Below are 19,386 nucleotides of genomic sequence, written 5' to 3'. Positions count from 1 at the left end.
GTGACACTGCCCCGGGTCCGCTGTACGAGCGGGTTCGCACGGCGGACCCGGGGCATCCCGTCATTTGCGGTTGTACAACCGCATGGTGACCGGGGCGAAGATCGCCAACAGCGCCCCGGACCACAGTAGTGCCCAGAAGAGGTGTTCGGCTGGCCAGTTCCCCGCCATCAGGTCCCTCACCGCCGCCGCCAGGTGAGTCACTGGGCTGTTGTTCACGAACGCCTGGAGCCAGCCCGGCATGGTCTTCGGCTCGACGAAGATGTTGCTGCCGAAGGTCAGGGGGAAGAGCACCATCATGCTGACGCCCATCACGGACTTCTCGCTGCGCAGCAACAACCCGAACATCGTCCAGATCCAGGAGAAGGAGAAGGAGAACACGAGCAGCAACGCCACCCCGGAGAGCACGCCCAAAAGGCCCCCCTCCGGCCGGAACCCCATGATCAGTCCGATGCCCAGCATCACCGCCGAGGCCATGACGTAGCGCAGTACGTCACCGAGGAGATAACCCACCATCGGGGCCGGGCGCCAGATCGGTAGCGTCCGAAAGCGGTCGAAGACCCCCTTCTCGATGTCGGTGTTGACCGCGATCCCGGTGTACATGGTGATCATCACCACGCTCATCACCAGAATTCCGGGAAGCAGGAACTGCAGGTACTCCGAGGTCGATCCGGCCAGCGCACCCCCGAAGAGGTACGTGTACATCATCACCATCATGATCGGGAAGGCGGTGACGTCGAAGAGCTGTTCGGGGACGTGTTTGATCTTCACCATGGCGCGCCAGCCGAAGGTGAGCGAGGCGCTCAACGCACTGGGCCGTGGTGGCCGTTCGCCGGCGACCAACAGCGCGGCCAGCTCATCCGTGCGCACCGAGGTGGCCTCCGCGGTCGGTGGATCATGCTTCGTCGCGGTGGTCATGACGCGATCTCCTCGGTGCTGGTGTCGGTGCTGGTGTCGAGGGTGGTGGACCCGCCGGGGGGCTGGTCGGTCAGGGCGAGGAACACCTCGTCCAGGCTGGGCTGACCCAGCGCGAAGGTGTCCACGATGATCCCGGCGCTGGCCAGCTCGGCCAGTGCCCGGGACGCCTGCTCGGCGCCCGAGGCGTCGTCCACTCCGGCGTCCCCTTCGACGCGTGCCGTGAGCGCCAACGGATCGGCCTCCAACTGGACGTGCGCGTCCAGCGTGTGCGCGAGGATGGAACGCGCGGTCTCCCGCTCCGCCTCATCCCGCAATCGAAGGTGGACCGTGCCGGCTCCGACCGAGGCCTTCAGCTCGCCCTTGGTGCCCTCCGCGATCACCTTGCCCTGATCGATGACGGCGATCCGCGAGGCCAACTGGTCGGCCTCGTCGAGGTACTGGGTGGTGAGCATGACGGTGGTGCCCTGCGCGACGATGGCACGCACGATGTCCCACACCTGGTTCCGGCTGCGGGGGTCGAGCCCGGTGGTCGGCTCGTCCAGGAAGAGCAGGTCCGGTGTGTTGAGGATGCTGGCGGCGATGTCGATCCGTCGCCGCATGCCGCCGGAGTAGTTCTTCACCTGCCGTCCGGCGGCCTCGGTGAGACCGAACGCCTCCAGCAGTTCCGACGCCCTGGCGTACGCCCCGGGCTTACGGTGCCCGAGCAGCCGCGCCAGCAGGTAGAGGTTCTCGGTGCCCGTCAGGTCCTCGTCCACCGAGGCGTACTGCCCGGTCAGGCTCACCCTGCTGCGTACGGCGTCGGCCTCGCGTGCCACGTCGTGCCCGAACACCCTCGCCTCGCCCCCGTCCGGACGAAGCAGGGTGGCCAGCATCTTCACGGTGGTGGTCTTTCCCGCTCCGTTCGGTCCGAGGACGCCGAAGACGGTGCCGGCAGGGACGCTGAGGTCGATTCCGTCCACCGCCCGGGACTCGCCGAACACTTTGACGAGGCCGCTCGTCTCGATCGCGGGGTCGTGTTGCGGTGCGCTCATTCGTTGTCGCTCCGTGGTCCGTTCATTGGGAGGCACCATCTGTCCGTCGTGCCGTCGCTGTCGTCTTTGTCGTCGCTGGTGCTATGGCGGTTCTTGTCGGTATGCAAGAGAATTGTGCTCGGCGCCTCCTGGCAGCGCACCTGGAATCCGAGGGCGCTCATCGCCGACCCAGGGCCCCGAGAGAGTGCCGGTATGAGGGAGGCGCGAGAGGAGATCTGGCGGGCGCTGGATACGGCCCAGCGAACCGTGTGTCCTGGCACTCACGGCTCCACGGCACCAGCATGGAGACATGGACGCCCCGACAGAACTCGCCCGGGAGGTCGTCGCGGGAGGCGCGCTGGTCGATCCGGCGTGGCGTCGCGCCTTCGAGGAGGTCCCGCGCGAGCTGTTCGTCCCGTCCTACCACGCGGTCACACCGGACGGCGCGGACCAGGAGTGGCGCAGCCGCGACCATCCTGACGCGCGGGTACGCGAGCGCTGGTGGCGCGGGCTCTACCAGGACGTGCCGCTGGCCACGCGGATGCGGGACGGTGCACTGACCTCCTCCAGCAGCCAGCCCTCCCTGATGGCCCGGATGCTGGAGGCGCTCCAGGTGGTCGACGGGAACCGGGTGCTGGAGGTGGGGACCGGGCCGGGGTGGAACGCGGCGCTGCTCGCCCACCGGCTGGGTGAGACGAACGTCACCACCGTGGACGTCGATCCGGAGATCACCCGCAGCGCCCGGGAGCATCTGGCCGCCGCGGGTTACCACCCGGCGGTGATCACCGCGGACGGTGCCCGTGGCTGCCCCGAGCACGCGCCGTACGACCGGCTGATCGCGACGTGTTCGCTCCCCCGGGTGCCGCTTCCCTGGCTGGCCCAGTGCAGGACGGGGGCGTTGATCCTCGCGCCCTTCGCCACCGGACTGATCGCGCTCCGGGTGTCCGACGACACCCATGCGACCGGCCGGTTCCTGGCCACACCCGCGTACTTCGTGCCGCTGCGCGGGGACGTACCACCGCGCGCGAGCATTCCCGTGTCCGATACGGGCGTGCCGTTGGACGCACGGCGCAGCGATTCGTTCCAGTTTCTGCTGGCCCTCGTTGGGGGCGAGATCCCGGCGCGCTGGGCGTACGAGATCTGGCGCGACGAGGGGCGACCGGCCCGGGAGCGCTACGGCGTCACGGTGGCCGACGGCGAGCAGTGGGTCTGGCTGGACCACACGGACGGACCGCACACCTGGCTCGTCCGGTCACCCGAGGACGGGTCCTGAGACAGCTGGAGCCTTCCCGCCGCCTGCCACGGGGAGGCGGCGGGAAGGCTCCAGCTGATGCGGATGTCGGTCCGACTGGCTCGGTCCCGGCGGGGTTCAGCCAGCCCGCAGGGTGATCGTCGTCCACGCGCCGACGTGGACGCGGTCGCCGTCCTGCAACGGAACCGGAACGAAGGGCTGGATGGGATCCTCACCGCCGTTGACCGTGGTGCCGTTCGTGGAGTCCTGGTCCACGACCGCCCAACTGCCGTCCGGCTGCTGGATGAGCACGGCGTGCTGGTGGGAGACTCCGGGGTCCTCCGGCGGACGTCCCAGGTCGACGTCCGGGGCCTCGCCGGTGGACTGCCGACGCCGGCCGATGGTGATCTGGTGGCCGCTCAACGGCAGTTGCTGGGGCTCGGAGTACGCCGGCAGGTTCAGGGAAGCGGCCTCCGGCCCGCTGCGGCCCATCATCGCCATGAAGTACTCCCGGTCCGGCGCGATCGACGCCGTCCAGGACCTCGGCGCCCCGGGGGCCTGTGGCTGGGCCGGCATCTGTGGCTGGGCCGGCATCTGCGGTTGACCGGGCGGCGCTGGAGCGCTGCCGTTCGCCTGCCCGTGCGGAGGCCCGACGGGCGGCGCACCCGCCGGCGGGTAGCCGTAACCCCCGCCGTGCTGCGGAGCCTGTGGCGGTTCCTGTTGGACGGGCGTGGCGGGCGCCCATTCGCCGGCCGGTTGACCCGTTCCAGGCTGCGGTGGACCGGGCTGTGGCTGGGGTGCCCCCGGTTGTGGTTGGGGCATGCCGGGCTGTGGCGGCCCGGGCGGGGCCGGTTGACCCGCTCCAGGCTGCGGCGGACCGGGATGACCCGGGCCGGGCGGCTGGCCGTGCGGTGCTCCGGGCTGGGGCTGTGGCGGCCCAGGAGGCTGCGGCGCGCCCGGCTGTGGCACGCCTGGCTGTGGCTGGGGGAAGCCGCCGGCGCCGGGACTCGGCTGCCCTGGCTGGGGCTGTGGCGGCGGCGTCGCCGTCGGCGTGTTCGTGAGGAAGTTGAACCGGCAGCCCTCACAGAACGGCGCCTGTGCCTCTCGAGGCGTGCCGCACTGTGGGCAGGTCTCGGACTGGGCCGGTGGCGGAGGGGCGGGTGGGCGCGCCTCCGGGCCCGGGTAGCCGTATCCCGGTTGCTGCTGCGGTCCGGGTGGTCCGGGCGGTCCGGGAGCGGCGCCGGGTCCGGGCGGGCCCGGGTAGCCGTATCCCTGCTGCGGGCCGCCGCCCGGGCCGGGCGGGGGTGGCGGGACAGCACCCATCGGAGCTCCGGGCGCACCCGGCGCACCGGCCGGCGCACCGGTCATGCGGTGGCCGCATACCTCGCACCAGTCGTCGGCCGCCGACTGGTGGCCGTTCGGGCAAGTCGGCATCGTCGTGCCTCCCCCTCCGTACTGCTTATTTCCTTACACGGACCGTTTTCGTGGACCGTGTCTCGAGCGTCATCTCGTCGGCGTCGGCGACCTTCGCCTTGAGTCGAACAGTACCCGTCGCCGCGTCCACCACGTCGACCACCTTCGAAAGCAGTTTCGCAGTCTCCCTGTTCTCGGATGTGTTGGCTAGCTGCACGGCACGTCCCAAATGCGCGGTCGCGCCCTGCTCGTCACCGGATTTCCGCAGGTCCAGGCCCTGTTGGATGGCCTGGGCCAGCTCGGCTTGCCCGGTGTAGTGGGCGACCTGGGGATTGATCTGTGTGGTGGCCGTCATATCGTTCGTCCACACCGCACGGATCAGTCCCCTGGCCAGCATGTCCGGAGTATCCCCGTCGGGTCCAGGCAGGACAAGTGACACCCGGGCCGCCAGCATCTCCCGCCCCACCTCGGCGGCGGGAACACGTACACAGACGTGGTAGTCGCGCGACTCGTCCCCCCAGGAGCCGATGGGGTAGTCGCCCGAGCGCGTGCCGGACTCGTCCCGCCGGTCGGTGAGGTCCTCGACCGTCGGCGCGACCTGCTTCACGTAGCGGACCTCCGCGTCTCGCGGGGTCCACAATCGAAGTCGGACATCGGCGACGTCCTTGCCCATGGCGCGTTGCATCATGTCCGCGAAGTCGGCCGCCAGGCCGTCCGGATCGGCGACGATGTCCGCGGTGCCGAGGAGGGCCGAGGCGATCGCGGTCAGCTCCTCGACCTCCCAGTCGGTGCCGACTCCACGGGTGTCACAGGTGAACCCTCCCGTGCACAGGTCGAGGGCGGCCTGGAGGTCCGTGGGCTCCTCGTGTTCGTTCCGTCCGTCGGTCAGCAGGATGCCGTGCCGGATCCGTGCCTCCGCCGAACTGAACAGCTCGTGGGCCAGGCGCAGCCAGGTGCCGATGGCGGTGCCCGCCACCGGGGCTGAGCATGTCGAGTGACTCCCGTGCCCGGGCCCGGGTTTCCGGACCGGCGGTGGCCAACCCGCCGTTGCCCGGGAAGATCTCCTTCGCCAGGTGGTTGCCTCTGGCCGGCGAGGGGAAGGAGGGGCGGGCGGACGGCGTGTGCGGCGCCTTCCGCGAACTCCCCTGCCCCCGTGTGCTGTTCGGTTCAGCTCGCGACGCTGGGCGGGGCGAGCTCCACGCCGGGTTCATGGCGGTCCGGCTCTTCCGTGCGTGTGCCACCGGCCCCCGGATCCGTACGATCACCCGCTGCCCGTCGGTCGCGCGCCGCTCACGAAGAGACTCCGGGGCACTTCGAGAGCCCCGGGGCGGAACCTCACACTTCCCCTGCGGCCGGACCTGCCCCGTCGGTCGGCACCGGGAACGGAACCAGGGCCACTGTTACGTTGTCGTGGCCCCCCGAGTCCAAGGCGTGACCGACGAGACGCTGCGCGGAGTGCAGCGGCCTGGTACGCGCGTCCGCCGGGACGGTGGCCGCCATCTCCGTCGCGGACTCGGCGTAGTTCCACAGCCCGTCGCTGCACACCACCACCACGCCCGGCCCCCGAGGAGTGAACGAGGCGGTGTGCGGCTCCAGTTCGTACGCGTCGGCGCCGAGCCAGCCGGTGATCGCATGCGCACGGGGGTCCGCCTGCGCCTCCTCTTCGCTCAACAGCCCGGCGGCCACCATGTGGGCGGCCCAGGAGTCGTCCTCGGTCAGCCGGGCCGGGGAGGACGTTCGGTCCTCCGGAATCCAGTACGCGCGACTGTCCCCGATCCAACCGATCGTCAGAAGCTCGGCCGTGGTGACGGCACCGACGATGGTGCAGGCCGGCGGATTGCGTTCGGCGTCGGTGTCCGAGCCGGAGGCCAGCGCGCTCACCGCGTCGGCGGCGGCCAGCAGGGCGTCGTGCATCGCGTCCTCGGGGTGCGCGCCGCGGGGTACGGACTCCCGCAGCGCGGCGCGGGCGGCTTCGGACGCCGCGGCGGAGGCCTCCTCGGAACGGGCGGCCGAGGAGACACCGTCACAGACCACGGCGATACCGGCCGCACCGCCGTCCGATAGCGGGCAGGTGTCGATGGCGAAGAAGTCCTGGTTGCGCTGATGCCGCAGACCACGGTCGCTGGCGGCGGCGAGGGCACCCCGCTCCTGCTCCATGTGGTCACGGGCGTCGGGCTGCTTGTGGCCGCAGTGCTCGCAGCACCCGTCGCCGTCGATGCCACCGGTACCGCAGGCGATGCAGCGCGGCCCGAGAGCCTCGGGTTCGCCTGTCGGCGTGCCGGCTGGTTGGGGTGCGGCGCCGGGCTGGGGCGGGGGATCGGGCGCGCCTGGTGCGTCACCGGCCGCCTGGGCGGCGCTGGTCGGGGTCTCGAGCGTCTGCCCCGCCGGGCGTGGGAGGTGCAGGGTGGGCGTGGACGGGGCGGTGGGTACGGGCGGGGCGGGGAGGGTGCCGGCACCGGTAGGCGGTGACAGTGGCGGCTGGGGCGGCATGGGAGGGGCGGCCGGCGGTGGTGGCGCGGCCGCCGCGGGCGAGTCCACAGCGGGCGATGCCGTTGGCGAGTGAAGTGCCCCGTCCGTCGGGAGGGTTGGCTGCTCTCCCTGATCACACGTCGCGCCGCCGGCCGGCAGACGTGCGGCGGCGCGCAGATCGGCGCCGCACGCCCCGCAGTAGAGGTCCCCCTCCTCCAACGGCTCCGCGCAGCTGGGGCAGCCGGACAGTCGGTCGAGCTGTGGCATCTTCGTCACACCCACGTCCTGGGGCGGAATCGGTTCGCCCGTTCCACCAGTTCGGTCCTCTCCGTGCCGGTCTGCGCGAGTCTCGTCAGTCTCCGGTACGAACGTTCGAGGTCCCGTCGCAGCCCGTACTCGTTCATCGGGTTACCGAGCAACGACGGACGGGCGGGCCCGTGCACGACTCTGCCAGGGTGGTGCGCGGAACTCCCATCCGGGCCACGCTCGTGCTCAGCGGCGGTTTGCGGTACGACCACGGGCGTAACCGTACCGCCTGACGGGTCGTTCGGCGGTACGGTACCCGCGTTGCTCGGGTCTTCGGCGGCCCTCTTGGCCCTCTTGGACCTGGTGGCCCCGGCGCCCCGAGTGTGACCGGTGTGGCCGCCCGCCAGCAGCCAGTCCCGCGCGCCCCCCAACACCACGACGGCCAACTCCTGCTCTCGCAGGGAGTCAAGGCCCGCCGCCCGCAGCTGCTCGACCTGGCCGGCCGCCGCGTGCAGCTCGTCGAGCAGCGGTTCTGACGGTGTACGGCCCCGCAGTCGGGTCCGTACGGTGGCGACCCGGGCGGACAGGAAGTGGATCGACGCTTCCGGTACGGACTCCAGCACCGCCACCGCCCCCAGCCGCAGCCGCACCCGGGCCAGGCCGAACGCGGCGCCGACGTAGGTCGGATCGGTCGACCAGACGAGGCGGTAGTAGTCCGCGGAGTTGTCCAGCTGCTCCAGGGCCTCCGCACAGCAGGCCAGAGTCAGCTTGGCGGCCGGCTCGCCGGGGAACGCGGCGTAGACGGCCTCGAACGCCCGTGCCGCCGATCGCGGCTCTCCGGCGACCATGTGGTACAACCCCCGATACCAGACCACCCGCCAGTCGTTCGGGTGCCCGCTCGTCAGCTTCTCCAGCGTCGCGGCGGCCTCCCCGAGGTCGGCCGGGCGACCCTGCTCCAGGTGGGCACGCAGCCACCGGAGTTGACGTTCGACCGGGCTGTCGAGGGTGCCCGCCAGCGCGCTGACCAGCTCCGCTGGTGTGGCGGTCAGCAGACCTGCGAGATGGCCGGCCGCGGGGTCGTTGGGGTCCACCTTGGGCACCGGCAGAGCCAGTGCGACGAGGTCCGGAGCGGTTGGCGCGGGCGTCGGCGCCGTGTCGCGGCCGTCGCCCACGGCTGCCATGGCCGGCGGCTCGCCTGTCCGGAGGGTGCCCCTCGGCCCCACGGGAGGGCTCTCCGCCGGGTTGTACGGCCCCAGCGCCCGGCGGATTCGGCTGATCAGGGAAGGGCGTACGTCCCGGCGGCCCAGGACCGAGGTGTCGCCGTCCGTGCCGGCCAGCAACTTCGTGTCGACCACGCGGACTTCCGGCCCGAACAACGAGGAGACCGCCGAACGTGGGCGCCTGGTGCGCAGCGCCACCACCTCCCCTAACACACCGCTCAGTTGTTCGGCCATCTCGGCCGCGGACGTGAAGCGACGCCGCGGGTCCGGCTCGGTGGCCCGGACCAGGAACCGGTAGAAGGACTCGAACCGCCGGAAGACCTCGACGTCGTCCGGGTGGGGCAGGCTTTCCGCGTAGGTGCCGGTGTAGCCCTGGAAGTCGAAGGTGAGCACCGCGACGGTACGTGCCACCGTGTACAGGTCGGAGGCCACCGAGGGACCACTCAGGGGCACTTCGGGGGCCTGGTAGCCCACCGTGCCGTAGACGGCGCTCTCCTCGTCGTCCAGGCGGCGTACCGCACCCAGGTCGATGAGTTTGAGCTGGTCGTCCTGCTGGATCGCGTTGTCCACCTTGAAGTCGCAGTAGACCAGGCTCCGGTTGTGCAGGTGGGAGAGGGCCTCCAGCGCCTCCAGACCGTACGCGCAGGCCTGTTCGACCGGTAACGGATCGTGTCGGCCCTCGGGCGTACGCCGGGCGTTGGCGAGCTCCTCGAGCGACCTGCCGCCGACGTACTCCATCACGATGTACCCGTCCATACCCCCGCCGTGCGGGTCCGGATGCTCGGGTCGGGCTTCGGCACGTCCGGTACGGCGACCAGGCCCAGCCCGAGACGACCGCGGCTGGCGCGTGCGTTGCCGCCCGTACCGGGGCTGCGCACCGACAACTGTCGGGCCGAGCGGGCGGTCTCCCGCTCGTCGACGTGGGAGCGGGTGAGTCGGCCGGAGCTGGCGGCGGAGTCGGCACCGGCCGGTCCGGCGGTGCTGGCGTGCCCGGCCCTGGCCGGGCCAGCGCCGCCGGAGCCCGCGGAGGCTGCCGAGGACCCCGCACGCTTCGGGTCGCCCGTGCCACGCGCCGCCGCGGTGAGGCTGGTCGGCGCCGCTCCGAGGACGCCGTCCGGGGCGAGTGCGGGCGCGAGTCCGCAGGTGTCGCAGTGGGGTTCGCCCTCGGCCATGTCCTCGTAGGCACCGGCGCAGTCGCCGTGCTCGCACGGGCCGCGTGACTGTGCTGTCCGGGTCAACAGTTCCCCCCGCGGTCTGCGTGCGCCGGGCCGCTCTGCGGTGGCACCAGCAGTGCCTGCGCGGCCTGCTGGTAGCGCAGTACGGCGTCCTCGGCGGCGCGCAGATCACACGGAGCGCTCCACAGCATGCGGCGTGCGGTGTCGTACCGCTCCGACAGCAGGCCGTCCTCCGCCATGCCGTGCTGTGCCACCTTCGCCCGGTACGCGTCCAACCGCCCGCGCAGCTCGGCCCGTACGGCCAGCGGGGCGGTCACCGCGGAGAGCGAGGCCCGAGCCCGTTCCAACTCGTCCTCAGCACGCCGCTCGAGGCTCTCCAGCAGCGGGGAGAGCCGGTGCCACTGGGCGCGGCGGCGGTAGTCGGCGGCGGTGTTGAGCTGTTCGTGCAGCGCGGTGGGCGGGCCGCTCACCACGGGGACCTCGGACGCGGCGATCTTCGCCAGCACCTCGCCGCGCGCCGCCCGCGCCTCGGCCAGCGTACGGTCGGCGCGGGAGAGCACGTCGCGCAGGCTGATCAGCCGCTGCTCGGCGTCCTGTCGGACGGACAGCACCGCGTCGATCTCGCGGCGCACCTCTTCCAGGGCCCGAGCGGCACGGTCGTAGCGGGCCGTCTCCGCCCGCCCGCCGCCCGGAGCGGCGCTGCCGCCGTCCGCTGTCCAGAAGGCCAGCGGGTCACTGAGCACCTCGGCGCGCAGCGCGGTGAGTTCGTCGGTGATCCGGTCCAGGTCGTCGGCCGAGGGGTGCTCGCCGGGGCGTACGCCCACGGACTGCGCAAGCGAACGGACCCGGCGCAGCTCGGCGTTCAACAGGTCGATCCGGGCGGGCAACGCGGACCAGACCGAGTCGGCGGCCGCCACCACGTCCAGCGCGCGTGCGTACGAGCCGTTCATCCGCTCGACCAGCTGGCTCAACGTCAGTTCCTCGGCGAGCCGTGGTCGCCCCCGGGCCTCCTCCTCGGGGGCCTCCGCGCCCCGGTCGTACGGCCGAGATCCGTCGCCGGCTCCGTCGCCGGGCACGCTCATACCCGGCACCGTGAGCGTGCCGCGCAACAGGCCGGTCAGTTCCCCGAGATCGTCGCGGCTCGGCCAGCGTCGGCGGTCCCGCAGCTCGTGCGCGGCGCGCAGCGTGCGGGCGTACGCGTCGAAGCTGGCCCACAAGCTGTTGACCAACTGCTCGGTGGCCGCCCAACGGCGGGCCGTGGTGCCGGTCAGACGCGCGCCCTCCAACAGCCGGCGGCCCGCGTGGTCCTGCAGGGCCAGCAGCGACGTCTCGACCGCTTCGTGCTCGGCGTCCAGGCGCGCGAGCGCACGGTCCACCTCCTCCCGGCTCATCACCGGTCCGCCAGGTCCCGAGGGGCCCATCCCGACCTCACCTCTGCTCTCTCGCGCTGCTCACCCTGTCGCGTGCCGCTCCGCCGTGCCGAACGGCGGTTACCCGTCACTCAGTCCCGGTACACCGGCTTCGAAGGTGCCGGCTCCCGCGCCGGGTTCATCGCCTCGGCGAGCCCCTCGTCGTACGACTCCCGCCAGGGACTGTCCGCACCGCCCTTCCGATACTCCTCCAGCACCCCCGTGGACGCGTCGCACCAGCTCCCGGTCCTCCCGGTGCACGGTGACGTACGGCCCGGTCGTGGCGGGTTCGCCCACGAGCCGCGTCGGGGAGTACGGCCGGCAGCAACAGCCCCGCCACGGCGGCGTATCCGGCAGCCGACCGGAGCGCCGCGACCGGCCGGCGCACGCCGGGCCCGCCCCGGTGCGGAGTCCGCCGAGCGGTGACCGCTGCCCCGACACGCCCCGTACGGTCTTGACCGTGCCTCATGAGTGCCCGCCTCACCGGTACTCCGCGACGCTTCGGCCGAAGGCCAGCAGTGCGTCCGGTGTCGCCAGCAGCGCCAGTGCGGCGGCACCGACGGGCAGCGCGGTCAGCGCCGCGCGTCCGCTCGAGGCCGCGCGTTCGAACTCGCGCTGCTCGTGCCCGGCGGCCTCCCGCAGCGCGGTGTCGACCGTGTCGAGGGTGGCGCCCGTACTGCCGACCCGGTCGATCACCAGGTCGACCGCCTTCTCGTGGTTGCCCGAGGTCTCCTGGTCACGGGCGCGTTGGTGGCGCTCCTGCCAGACCCGCACCGCCTCCATGGCCTCCTCCACCGGTCGGCGCCCCGCCCGGTCGTCGGCCAGCGCCAGGGCCGCGTCGAGTCGGCCCTCCACACCCTGCCCACCGGCGACCTCGCGCATCCGCCGCTGATACTCCTTCTCGTACTTCCCGCCGCCCGAGCCGCGTGCGACCAGCCACATGTTCTCCGCGCCGCGCGCCTGGAGGGAGCCCGTCCAGGTCTCGTTCGGTTCCCGTGGGGACTCGGCGCCGTGCTGGTCGGAGGCGTCCAGCCGGGACTGCGCCACCGCGTGCGCGCCGGTGAGCCACAGCAGGACACCGAGCACCGCCGCCGTCGCCGTGAGCAGGCCCGGATTGCGGACGCGGTTCGTACGCCGGTGGAGATGCCGTTGGCTGAGGAGCAGCGTGACGAGGGTGAACAGGCCCAGGCCCAGGCCCAGCGCGTGCAGCGGCCAGTCCCGTGCCTTGGTGCGGTCCTCGCTCAGCCGCGCGCTCTCTGTCGCGTACAGCTTCTCGGTGGCTGGGAGCAGCGTGTCCTGCCTCCGCTCGTTGGCGTAGCGGAGGTGGGAGCCGCCGAGGGGCAGCCCCTGCCGGTCGTTGGCGCGTGCGGTCTCGACCAGGCCGGTGTGGCGCGGGAGTTCCCGGCTCAGCTTGGTGATCTGCCGTCGCGCGGCGACGGAGCCTCGGGAGTTCGCGGTGGCGCGGGTCAGTAGCTCGGAGGCGGTACGGATGTCCTTCTCGTCCTGCGCGCGCTTCGCGTCCGCCGTGCGCTGACCGGCCAGGAACTCGATCGAGGCCATGGTGTTGGCATGCGCCAACGACCGGTGGATGCTCGCGGCGTCGGCGCTCAGCGGATGGCTGTGTTCCAGCACGTCGTCCGCGGCGGCGCTCCGCTCCTCCAACTGCCAGGTCGTCACCGCGCCGGACGCGATGATCAGCAGGGCCAGTACCGCGCCTCTGATCCGCAGCCGGCCCGGTGGCGTGTCGGCGGCGTCGACCAGTTGTCGGAGGGCGCTGACCTGTACTGCGGGCCGATAGACCGAGGTGAAGCGGCGTACCCCCGTGGGCGGGTCCGGGTCCACGGACACGCGCGGCGGGGGAGCCGTCCGTACGTCAGGCCGTTGTGTCACGGCTCGAAGACCCCCTCGGTCGCTGGCAGCGCCTGCTCCACCGCCGTGCCACGCCTCGGCTCCCGCGCGTGCCGCGGGTGGCGGTGGCCCCGTTCAGCAGTATGGCCACAACCACGGGCCAACACACCGGGATTGACGGAACGTCGCCGCGGACGAGTCCCCGCCGAGGCTTCCCCGGGCTTCCCCGGCTTTCCGGTCGCTACCACACTGCCGGGTGCCTTCGGTTCCCCGATGCTGGTGAAAGGGGTGTTCTCAGGCCGGCAAGTTCGTACGAACGAGGATAAGTTCACCAGCGGGTCATAGGGGAGCCTTAGGTGCTATGTCAGAGTTTGTTCGTATCGCCCGCCGGGCCGGCGCACCTCGGGCCGCGGGGGTGGATGAACCCGGGCCAAGGGCGCACTAGTATCCCTGAATGCCGACGCGACAGAGCCTGGAACCTCCGGCGGGACACATGCCGGGGACCGTCGTTGCCCGAGCCGGCGTGCCCCCGTCCAGACCGGTGCTGGCGATCTCCGCCACCCTGCTGCTGCTCTTCGGCACGCTGGTCCTCGGCATGACGCCGCTCTTCCCCACGTTCCTGTCCGGCGACCTGCTGCTGGTGGCGCTGGTGCTGATCGTCGTCGTGCCGGTCGCCCTCTTCTTCGGCAGCGGCGGATGGACCGCCTGGCGGCAGCGTCGACAGGGCCCACAGGAAACGGTCCGCGAGCGACTGCCGGACTCGCTCGCCATCGACACCCACGGTGTCGCCTTCCGGTGCGGCGGCCGCGCCACCCTCCGGTACTCCTGGAGCGAGGTACGCCGGTTGGACGCCGGGGCCGGGCAGGAGAAGGGCTGGCTGCGGCTCTGGCTGGTGGACGGTGTCCCGCTGCCCGACGCCGTGCCCGACAGCCGGCGTACCAGCGAGGGCGCGCTGCTGGTGCTGGAGTTCGGTGACGGGGCGGAACGGGAGACCGTCGCCGCCGCCGTCCGCGCGTACCGGCCGCCGGGCGTGCGGATGCGACTCTGAGCCGGTCAGCCCCGGCGCTGGCTGGGTGCTGGCGAAGTGCTGGCCACGTCCTCAGGCGGCGTAGTGCCGGCGCAGCCGGGCGTACGCGGACGGGAACGCGCCGAGTCGGTCCAGACCCAGGAGAGCGGCACCGAGCACCGGTGGTGTGCTGACCAGCCGCGGACTGGCCAGTGGGGCCTGGTCGGCGAGCTGCTCGAGAAGCCGGTCGTGGAGCATTGGATGCTGGACGGCCAGGACACCGCCGCCCAGGAGCACCGGCGCGGGGCGGTCGAGCAGTGCCAGCCGGCGTAGCGTGACCGTCACGAGCGCCACGATCTCGTCGGCCTGCCGGTGCACGAGCGCGCGCGCCACCGGATCTCCGGCGGCGGCGACCTCGAAGAGGATCGGGGGGATCGCGTGACGGCTCCCCGGGGCCAGGTCACCCAGGTGCAGTGCCTCGATCAGGGCGTACATGGACGGCAGCGCGAAGTGTTCCGGCAACGCCCGCGCCAGCCGCGTCGCCTCCCCACGGCCGTCCTCGGCCCGCGCGGCGAACCAGAGGGCCTCGTCGGCGAGGCCGCCACCGCCACCCCAGTCGCCGGACAGCCGGCCGATCGCGGGGAACCGGTGGGTGGTTCCTTCGCCGTCCCGGCCCACGCAATTGATCCCCGCGCCACACACCACGGCCACGCCCGGACCGGTCGAGTCCGTGTCCGGGAGTCCGGCGCGCAGGATCGCGAAGGTGTCGTTCACCGTGTGGGTACGTGTGCCCCAGGCGTGCTCACGCAGCCGGTTGGCGAGTTCCTCCTCCTCCCGCGGCAGGTCGGCGTTGGCGAGACAGGCCGAGACATCCCGGATCACCGGTGCGGGCTCGTCGCTGAGGTGGTCGCTGACACGGACGTCCTGACAGACGTCCGCACGGCCGCCCGCGGCGTACTCGTCCACGCACTCGACCGCTCGTCGTACGGTCCTGCCGAGCGCGTGTACGGCCGCCTCGGCGCCGACCGTCGGCGGTTGGAAGCCGCCGCCGCGCGCGCTCCCCAGCACGGTGCCGTCCACCCGGACCACCGCCACGTCGGACTTGCTGTTCCCGGCGTCGATGGCCAGGCAGGCGGCGTCGGCGGACACCTCCGCGGCGTCCTGCTCGGCGGCGAGGCGGGCGCGGGCCTGGGTACTCGTGTGGGCGTCGGTCAGAGCCATCCCAGGTGCTCCCGGTTGTGGGCGAGCAGCCGGTCCGTCAGCTCCTCGGCGAGGGTGTACTGGCCGATCAGCGGGTGTGCCAGCAGCGCCTTGAACACCCGGTTACGGCCGCCGTGCAGCGCGGCCTCGAGCGCCAGGTCCTCGTAACCGGTGACATGTGTGACCAACCCGGCGTACAGCGGGTCCAGGTCGGGTGCGGGCAGCGGTCGGGCGCCACCGGCCGTCACGAGCGCCGGGACCTCGACGACCGCGTCGTCCGGCAGGAAGGGCAGGGTGCCGTTGTTGACCGTGTTGACCACCTGCACGGCACCGCCGGCCGCCCCGGTGCCGGACTGGCCGGGCTCGGTGCTCGCCGGCGTCGTCCGCCCGCCCAGGAGGGCCGCGGCCAGCGCGACGGCGGCCTCCGAGTAGAAGGCTCCACCGCGCTTGGCGAGGAGTTCGGGCTTCCGGTCCAGCGCGGGATCCGCGTACATCCGCAGCAGCCGCTCCTCCATCGCGGCGACCTCGCTCGCGCGGGAGGGTTTCGTGCGCATCTCGTCCACCACGTCGTCGTGCGCGTAGTAGTAGCGCAGGTAGTACGAGGGCACGACGCCGAGCCGGTCCAACACCGGGAACGGCAGGTGGAGTTCCTCGGCGATCCGGGGGCCGTGTTCACCGAGCAGCTGCGGCAGCACGTCCGGGCCGCCGGGGCCGCCCAGGCGTACGCCCAGCTCCCAGGTGAGGTGGTTGAGGCCGTAGTGGTCCAGGTGCACCTGCTCCGGATCGACGTTCAGCAGGCCGGCGAACTTGCGCTGCAGGTGGATCGCGACATTGCACAGACCCACCGCCCGATGCCCGGCCCGTAGCAGCGCGCGGGTGACGATGCCGACCGGGTTGGTGAAGTCGATGATCCAGGCGTTCGGGCTGCGGTGTCGTACACGTTCCGCGATGTCGAGCACCACCGGCACCGTACGCAGCGCCTTCGCGAGGCCGCCGGCGCCGGTGGTCTCCTGGCCGACGCAGCCGCACTCCAGGGGCCACGCCTCGTCCTCGGCACGGGCCTCCTGGCCGCCCACCCGCAGTTGGAGGAGTACCGCGTCGGCGCCCTCCACGCCCGCGTCCAGGTCAGCGGTGGTGGTGATCCGGGCGGAGTGTCCCTCCCGGGCGAATATTCGGCGGGCCAGTCGGCCCACCGGCTCCAGTCGGTCCGTCGCCGGATCGATCAGCACCAGTTCGCTGACCGGCAGGGTGTCGCGCAGTCTGGCGAAGCCGTCAACGAGTTCCGGGGTGTAGGTCGAGCCTCCACCCACCACGGCCAGTTTCACGGGCGTACCTCTCTCATGTGCGGGAGTCGGCGGGTCGGTGACGCAGCCGTGGCGGGTGCCGGCCCGCCCGGTGCGGTCCTCGGTCTCAGCGCGAGGTGTCGAACACCTCCTGCCGGGTGCTGGCCAGCGCGCTCCGCAGGGCGCCGGTCAGCACGGGACGTTCGGTGACGGTGCCCAGCACCAGCCGCGGTCGGGGCACCGCGAGTTCGGCCAGCTCGGCGCGCACCCGCTCGCGCAGCGGTTCGCCGCCCGCGGCCAGCAGTCCGCCGCTGAGCACCACGACCGGCGGATCGAGCATCGCCAGCAGTCCGGCCAGCCCGGTCGCCAGGGCGGTGGCGAAGCGCTGGAGCAACCGCTCCCCGGCGTCGCCGACCTGACCCGTGCCGCGTGCGGCTTCGCTCAGCAGTCCGGCCGCGGCGTGCTCGACGGCCATCTTCCGGGCATACGGGGGGCGGGGCACGCCGAGTTCGTCCGCCAGCCGCAACACGGCCCCAGCCCCGGCCAGTTCCTGGTAGCCGCCGCTGCCGGCACGGGCCGCGTCCCGTACGAGCGGGGCGCCCGGCACCGGGAGGAAGCCGACCTCGCCGGCGCCGCCGGTCCAGCCCCGGTAGAGGGTGCCGCCGATGACGAGCGCGGCGCCCATCCCCGCCTCGTTCCACAACAGCAGGAAGTCGTCGACGTCGTTGGCGACCCCCAGCTGGTGCTCCGCGACGGCGACCAGGTTCACGTCGTTGTCGCAACTGAACGGCATCGGCAGGGTGGTGGCCAGCTCCTCCAGTAGGTCGGGGGAGTGCCAGCCGGGCAGGTGCTGGGCGTAGCGCAGGCGTCCGGTGCTCGGGTCGAAGGCGCCCGGAGTGCCGATGACCGCGTGGTGCAGCTCGTGCAGAGCGACTCCGGCCTCCGCGGCGGCGCCCTCCAGCGCGGCGGTGAGCAGCTCCGTCACGGGCTGTCCCGCGGCGCGGGTCCCCCCGGCGCGGGTTCCGGCGGGGGCCGTGGTGCGTACGGACCGTCGGGCGGGGACGGACACCTGGTGCCGGCCGATCGTACGGCCGGTGATGTCCGCGATCGCGGCGCGTATCGTGCCGGCGGTCACATCGAGCGCGGCGACCCGCGCGGCGTCCGGGTTGAGCGCGTACAGCCGGGCGTTGGGTCCGGGGCCGCCGCCACTGGTGCCCGTGCCGATGACCAGGCCGGCGGCTTCCAGGCGGGCCAGCAGCTGGGAGACGGTGGGCTTGGACAGACCGGTGAGTCCGCCGAGTCGGCTGCGGGAGAGCGGGCCGTGTGTGGCCAGCAGGTCCAGCGCGGCGCGGTCGTTCATGGCCCGTAGCACGCCCGGGGTGCCCGGGGACGCCTGGCACACGGAGCCTCCAGCGAACTGTTAGGAAGGTTTCCTGTTCAAACGAAACGCTAGGCCCGCCAGCGCACGGCGTCAACGTGTGATCGGAATGCCCGTCCGTACGGCCGCACACCCGTACGGGCGCTCGGCCGTGCCGTTTCAGCGCTCGGCCGGCGTCTTCTCCAGCGAGAGCCGGCCCGCCTCCAGAGCGAGCGACTCGTCGTCGACCATCTCGATACCCCGCTCGTCCAGGGCCTGCTTGACACGCCAGCGCAGTTCCCGCTGCGCCCCCAACGCTTCCCCGGGCATGGTCTTCACCTGCACGCGCAGCACCATGGAGTCCAGCGTCACCGAATCCAAACCGAGCACCTGTACCGCGTCCCACAGGACCTCGTCCCAGGGCTCGTCCTTCGACATGGCCGCACCGGCCGAGACGATGGCGCCGCGCACCTCAGCCAGGTCCTCGCGCGCCCGGACCTGGACGTCCAGCGCGGCGGTCGCCCAGCCCTGGCTCAGGTTGCCGACGCGCTTGATCTCGCCGTTGCGTACGTACCAGATCTCGCCGTCGTCGCCGCGCAGCTTGGTCACCCGCAGGCCGATCTCCATCACCTTGCCGGTCGCCTCGCCCGCGTCGATCCGGTCGCCGACGCCGTACTGCTCCTCGAGCAGCATGAAGGTCCCGGTCAGTACGTCGGTGACCAGGTTTCGCGCGCCGAAGCCGACCGCGACTCCCGCGACGCCGGCGCTGGCCAGCAGCGGCGCCAGGTTTATGCCCAGGGTGCCCAGGACGACCAGCCCGGCCGTGCCCATGATCACCATGGTGGCCACGCTGCGGAGCACCGAGCCGATGGCCTCGGAGCGCTGCCGGCGGCGCTCGACGTTCACCAGGAGTCCGCGGCCTCGCAGCGCGTTACCGCTCGCCTCGGCCTCCGCGTCCCGGTTCACGCGCTGTAGGAACGAGGTGATCGCCCGGCGTACGAGATAGCGCAGGACCACCGCGATGGCCAGGATGAGCAGGATCCGCAGCCCGGTCGCCAGCCAGGTCGACCAGTTCTCCTCGAACCAGCCGGCGGCGTTGGTGGCCCGTTCGTGGGCCTCCTCGAGCGAGGTCGCCCCGTCGGTGGGGGGAGTACCGTCCGGAGAAGGGGTGGCGGCGAACGACCAGGACACAGCAGAACCCTTCCGTGCGAGGCGTGCCCGGGCGGTCCCGGGAGGCCCCGGGAGGTACGCGCGGCGGCGTACGCACACAGAGGACACACTAATGGCCCATCCCGCACACATCCGGCCCCTCCGCGCACCTCCCGACCAATCCCGGCCACGGTCCGTCACGCCCTGCCGGTTCCGCCCCGGTGGCGTACGATCCGCCCGCACAGCCCCTTCATGCCCGGCCATCGGCGTTCCGCGTGGGGCGCGCGCCGAGGTCTTGCGGAAACCGGCGGCGGCCGAGTGGCCAGCGGAACCCCGTTCCGTGACGGCTTCCGGTGAGCTTCCTGTGGTGGAAAACACCACGGGCGCGTTACCCGCTCGTGGTGGCGCGGTCAGTGGTGCAGAGGACACACTGGGGGAGATCGTCCCGGCGCGAG

The 19,386-nt window shown here is 72.3% G+C and carries 15 protein-coding genes and 2 pseudogenes; 2 read left to right on the top strand and 15 right to left on the bottom strand.

What is annotated here, in order from left to right:
* Positions 1 to 60 precede the first annotated feature (60 nt).
* Both AN216_RS15060 and AN216_RS15055 read right to left on the bottom strand, forming a co-directional pair.
* On the bottom strand, positions 61 to 915 hold the full coding sequence (locus tag AN216_RS15060; protein WP_070197167.1) for an ABC transporter permease: 855 nt from the start codon (positions 913 to 915) through the stop codon (positions 61 to 63).
* Positions 912 to 1,946, bottom strand: coding sequence for an ATP-binding cassette domain-containing protein (locus tag AN216_RS15055; protein ID WP_070197166.1), 1,035 nt, complete (start codon positions 1,944 to 1,946; stop codon positions 912 to 914). The genes AN216_RS15060 and AN216_RS15055 overlap by 4 nt, the downstream gene beginning before the upstream one ends.
* A 289-nt stretch (positions 1,947 to 2,235) precedes the next feature.
* Between AN216_RS15055 and AN216_RS15050 the strand changes: the two genes are divergently transcribed.
* Positions 2,236 to 3,198 carry a methyltransferase domain-containing protein gene (locus tag AN216_RS15050; RefSeq protein ID WP_070197165.1) on the top strand — a complete coding sequence of 321 codons (963 nt, stop codon included), beginning with the start codon at positions 2,236 to 2,238 and terminating at the stop codon, positions 3,196 to 3,198.
* Between the two features lie 96 nt (positions 3,199 to 3,294).
* Here AN216_RS15050 and AN216_RS15045 read toward each other — a convergent pair whose 3' ends face one another.
* From AN216_RS15045 to AN216_RS15015, 9 genes and pseudogenes are all read right to left on the bottom strand, one after another.
* Entirely contained in the window at positions 3,295 to 4,590 is a 1,296-nt protein-coding gene (locus AN216_RS15045; RefSeq protein WP_070197164.1) for an FHA domain-containing protein, read from the bottom strand.
* Positions 4,591 to 4,615: 25 nt separating this feature from the next.
* Positions 4,616 to 5,651, bottom strand: a pseudogene (locus AN216_RS15040) (vWA domain-containing protein); the annotation flags it as partial.
* A gap of 253 nt (positions 5,652 to 5,904) precedes the next feature.
* Positions 5,905 to 7,305, bottom strand: coding sequence for a PP2C family protein-serine/threonine phosphatase (locus tag AN216_RS15035; protein WP_070197315.1), 1,401 nt, complete (start codon positions 7,303 to 7,305; stop codon positions 5,905 to 5,907).
* 5 nt (positions 7,306 to 7,310) lie between these two features.
* Positions 7,311 to 7,481: a tetratricopeptide repeat protein gene (locus AN216_RS31295; RefSeq protein ID WP_275522072.1), complete on the bottom strand. Its 171-nt coding sequence runs from the start codon at positions 7,479 to 7,481 to the stop codon at positions 7,311 to 7,313.
* Positions 7,482 to 7,679: 198 nt separating this feature from the next.
* Positions 7,680 to 9,287 (bottom strand): annotated as a pseudogene (locus tag AN216_RS15030) (tetratricopeptide repeat protein); the annotation flags it as partial.
* Entirely contained in the window at positions 9,242 to 9,742 is a 501-nt protein-coding gene (locus tag AN216_RS31080; RefSeq protein ID WP_420855739.1) for a hypothetical protein, read from the bottom strand. The gene AN216_RS31080 and the pseudogene AN216_RS15030, both read right to left, overlap by 46 nt.
* A complete protein-coding gene (locus tag AN216_RS15020) occupies positions 9,739 to 11,100 on the bottom strand; it encodes a coiled-coil domain-containing protein (RefSeq protein ID WP_070197162.1) in 1,362 nt (453 codons plus the stop codon). Before AN216_RS15020 ends, AN216_RS31080 begins: the two co-directional genes overlap by 4 nt.
* Positions 11,101 to 11,180: 80 nt before the next feature.
* Entirely contained in the window at positions 11,181 to 11,306 is a 126-nt protein-coding gene (locus tag AN216_RS30710) for a hypothetical protein (RefSeq protein WP_275522325.1), read from the bottom strand.
* Positions 11,307 to 11,568: 262 nt separating this feature from the next.
* Entirely contained in the window at positions 11,569 to 12,978 is a 1,410-nt protein-coding gene (locus AN216_RS15015; protein ID WP_244502466.1) for a hypothetical protein, read from the bottom strand.
* 412 nt (positions 12,979 to 13,390) lie between these two features.
* Between AN216_RS15015 and AN216_RS15010 the strand changes: the two genes are divergently transcribed.
* The gene (locus AN216_RS15010; RefSeq protein WP_139140928.1) at positions 13,391 to 13,984 is read left to right on the top strand and encodes a hypothetical protein; all 594 of its coding nucleotides are present in this window, start codon (positions 13,391 to 13,393) and stop codon (positions 13,982 to 13,984) included.
* 51 nt (positions 13,985 to 14,035) lie between these two features.
* Here the strand turns inward: AN216_RS15010 and AN216_RS15005 are convergent, their stop codons facing one another.
* The 4 genes from AN216_RS15005 to AN216_RS14990 all read right to left on the bottom strand — a co-directional run bounded on the left by AN216_RS15005 (position 14,036) and on the right by AN216_RS14990 (position 18,973).
* A complete protein-coding gene (locus tag AN216_RS15005; protein WP_070197313.1) occupies positions 14,036 to 15,091 on the bottom strand; it encodes an N-acetylglucosamine kinase in 1,056 nt (351 codons plus the stop codon).
* A 62-nt stretch (positions 15,092 to 15,153) separates the two neighbouring features.
* Entirely contained in the window at positions 15,154 to 16,467 is a 1,314-nt protein-coding gene (locus AN216_RS15000) for a 6-phospho-beta-glucosidase (protein ID WP_070197160.1), read from the bottom strand.
* An 85-nt stretch (positions 16,468 to 16,552) separates the two neighbouring features.
* A complete protein-coding gene (locus AN216_RS14995; RefSeq protein ID WP_070197312.1) occupies positions 16,553 to 17,785 on the bottom strand; it encodes an ROK family transcriptional regulator in 1,233 nt (410 codons plus the stop codon).
* A 177-nt stretch (positions 17,786 to 17,962) separates the two neighbouring features.
* Entirely contained in the window at positions 17,963 to 18,973 is a 1,011-nt protein-coding gene (locus AN216_RS14990) for a mechanosensitive ion channel family protein (protein ID WP_070197159.1), read from the bottom strand.
* Positions 18,974 to 19,386: the final 413 nt, after the last annotated feature.

Origin of the sequence: Streptomyces oceani, from assembly GCF_001751245.1 — a bacterium.
GTDB classification, from domain to species: Bacteria; Actinomycetota; Actinomycetes; order Streptomycetales; family Streptomycetaceae; genus Streptomyces; species Streptomyces oceani.
The sequence above is the reverse complement of the archived record's forward strand: the minus strand, read 5'-3'. Positions and strand labels throughout refer to the sequence as shown.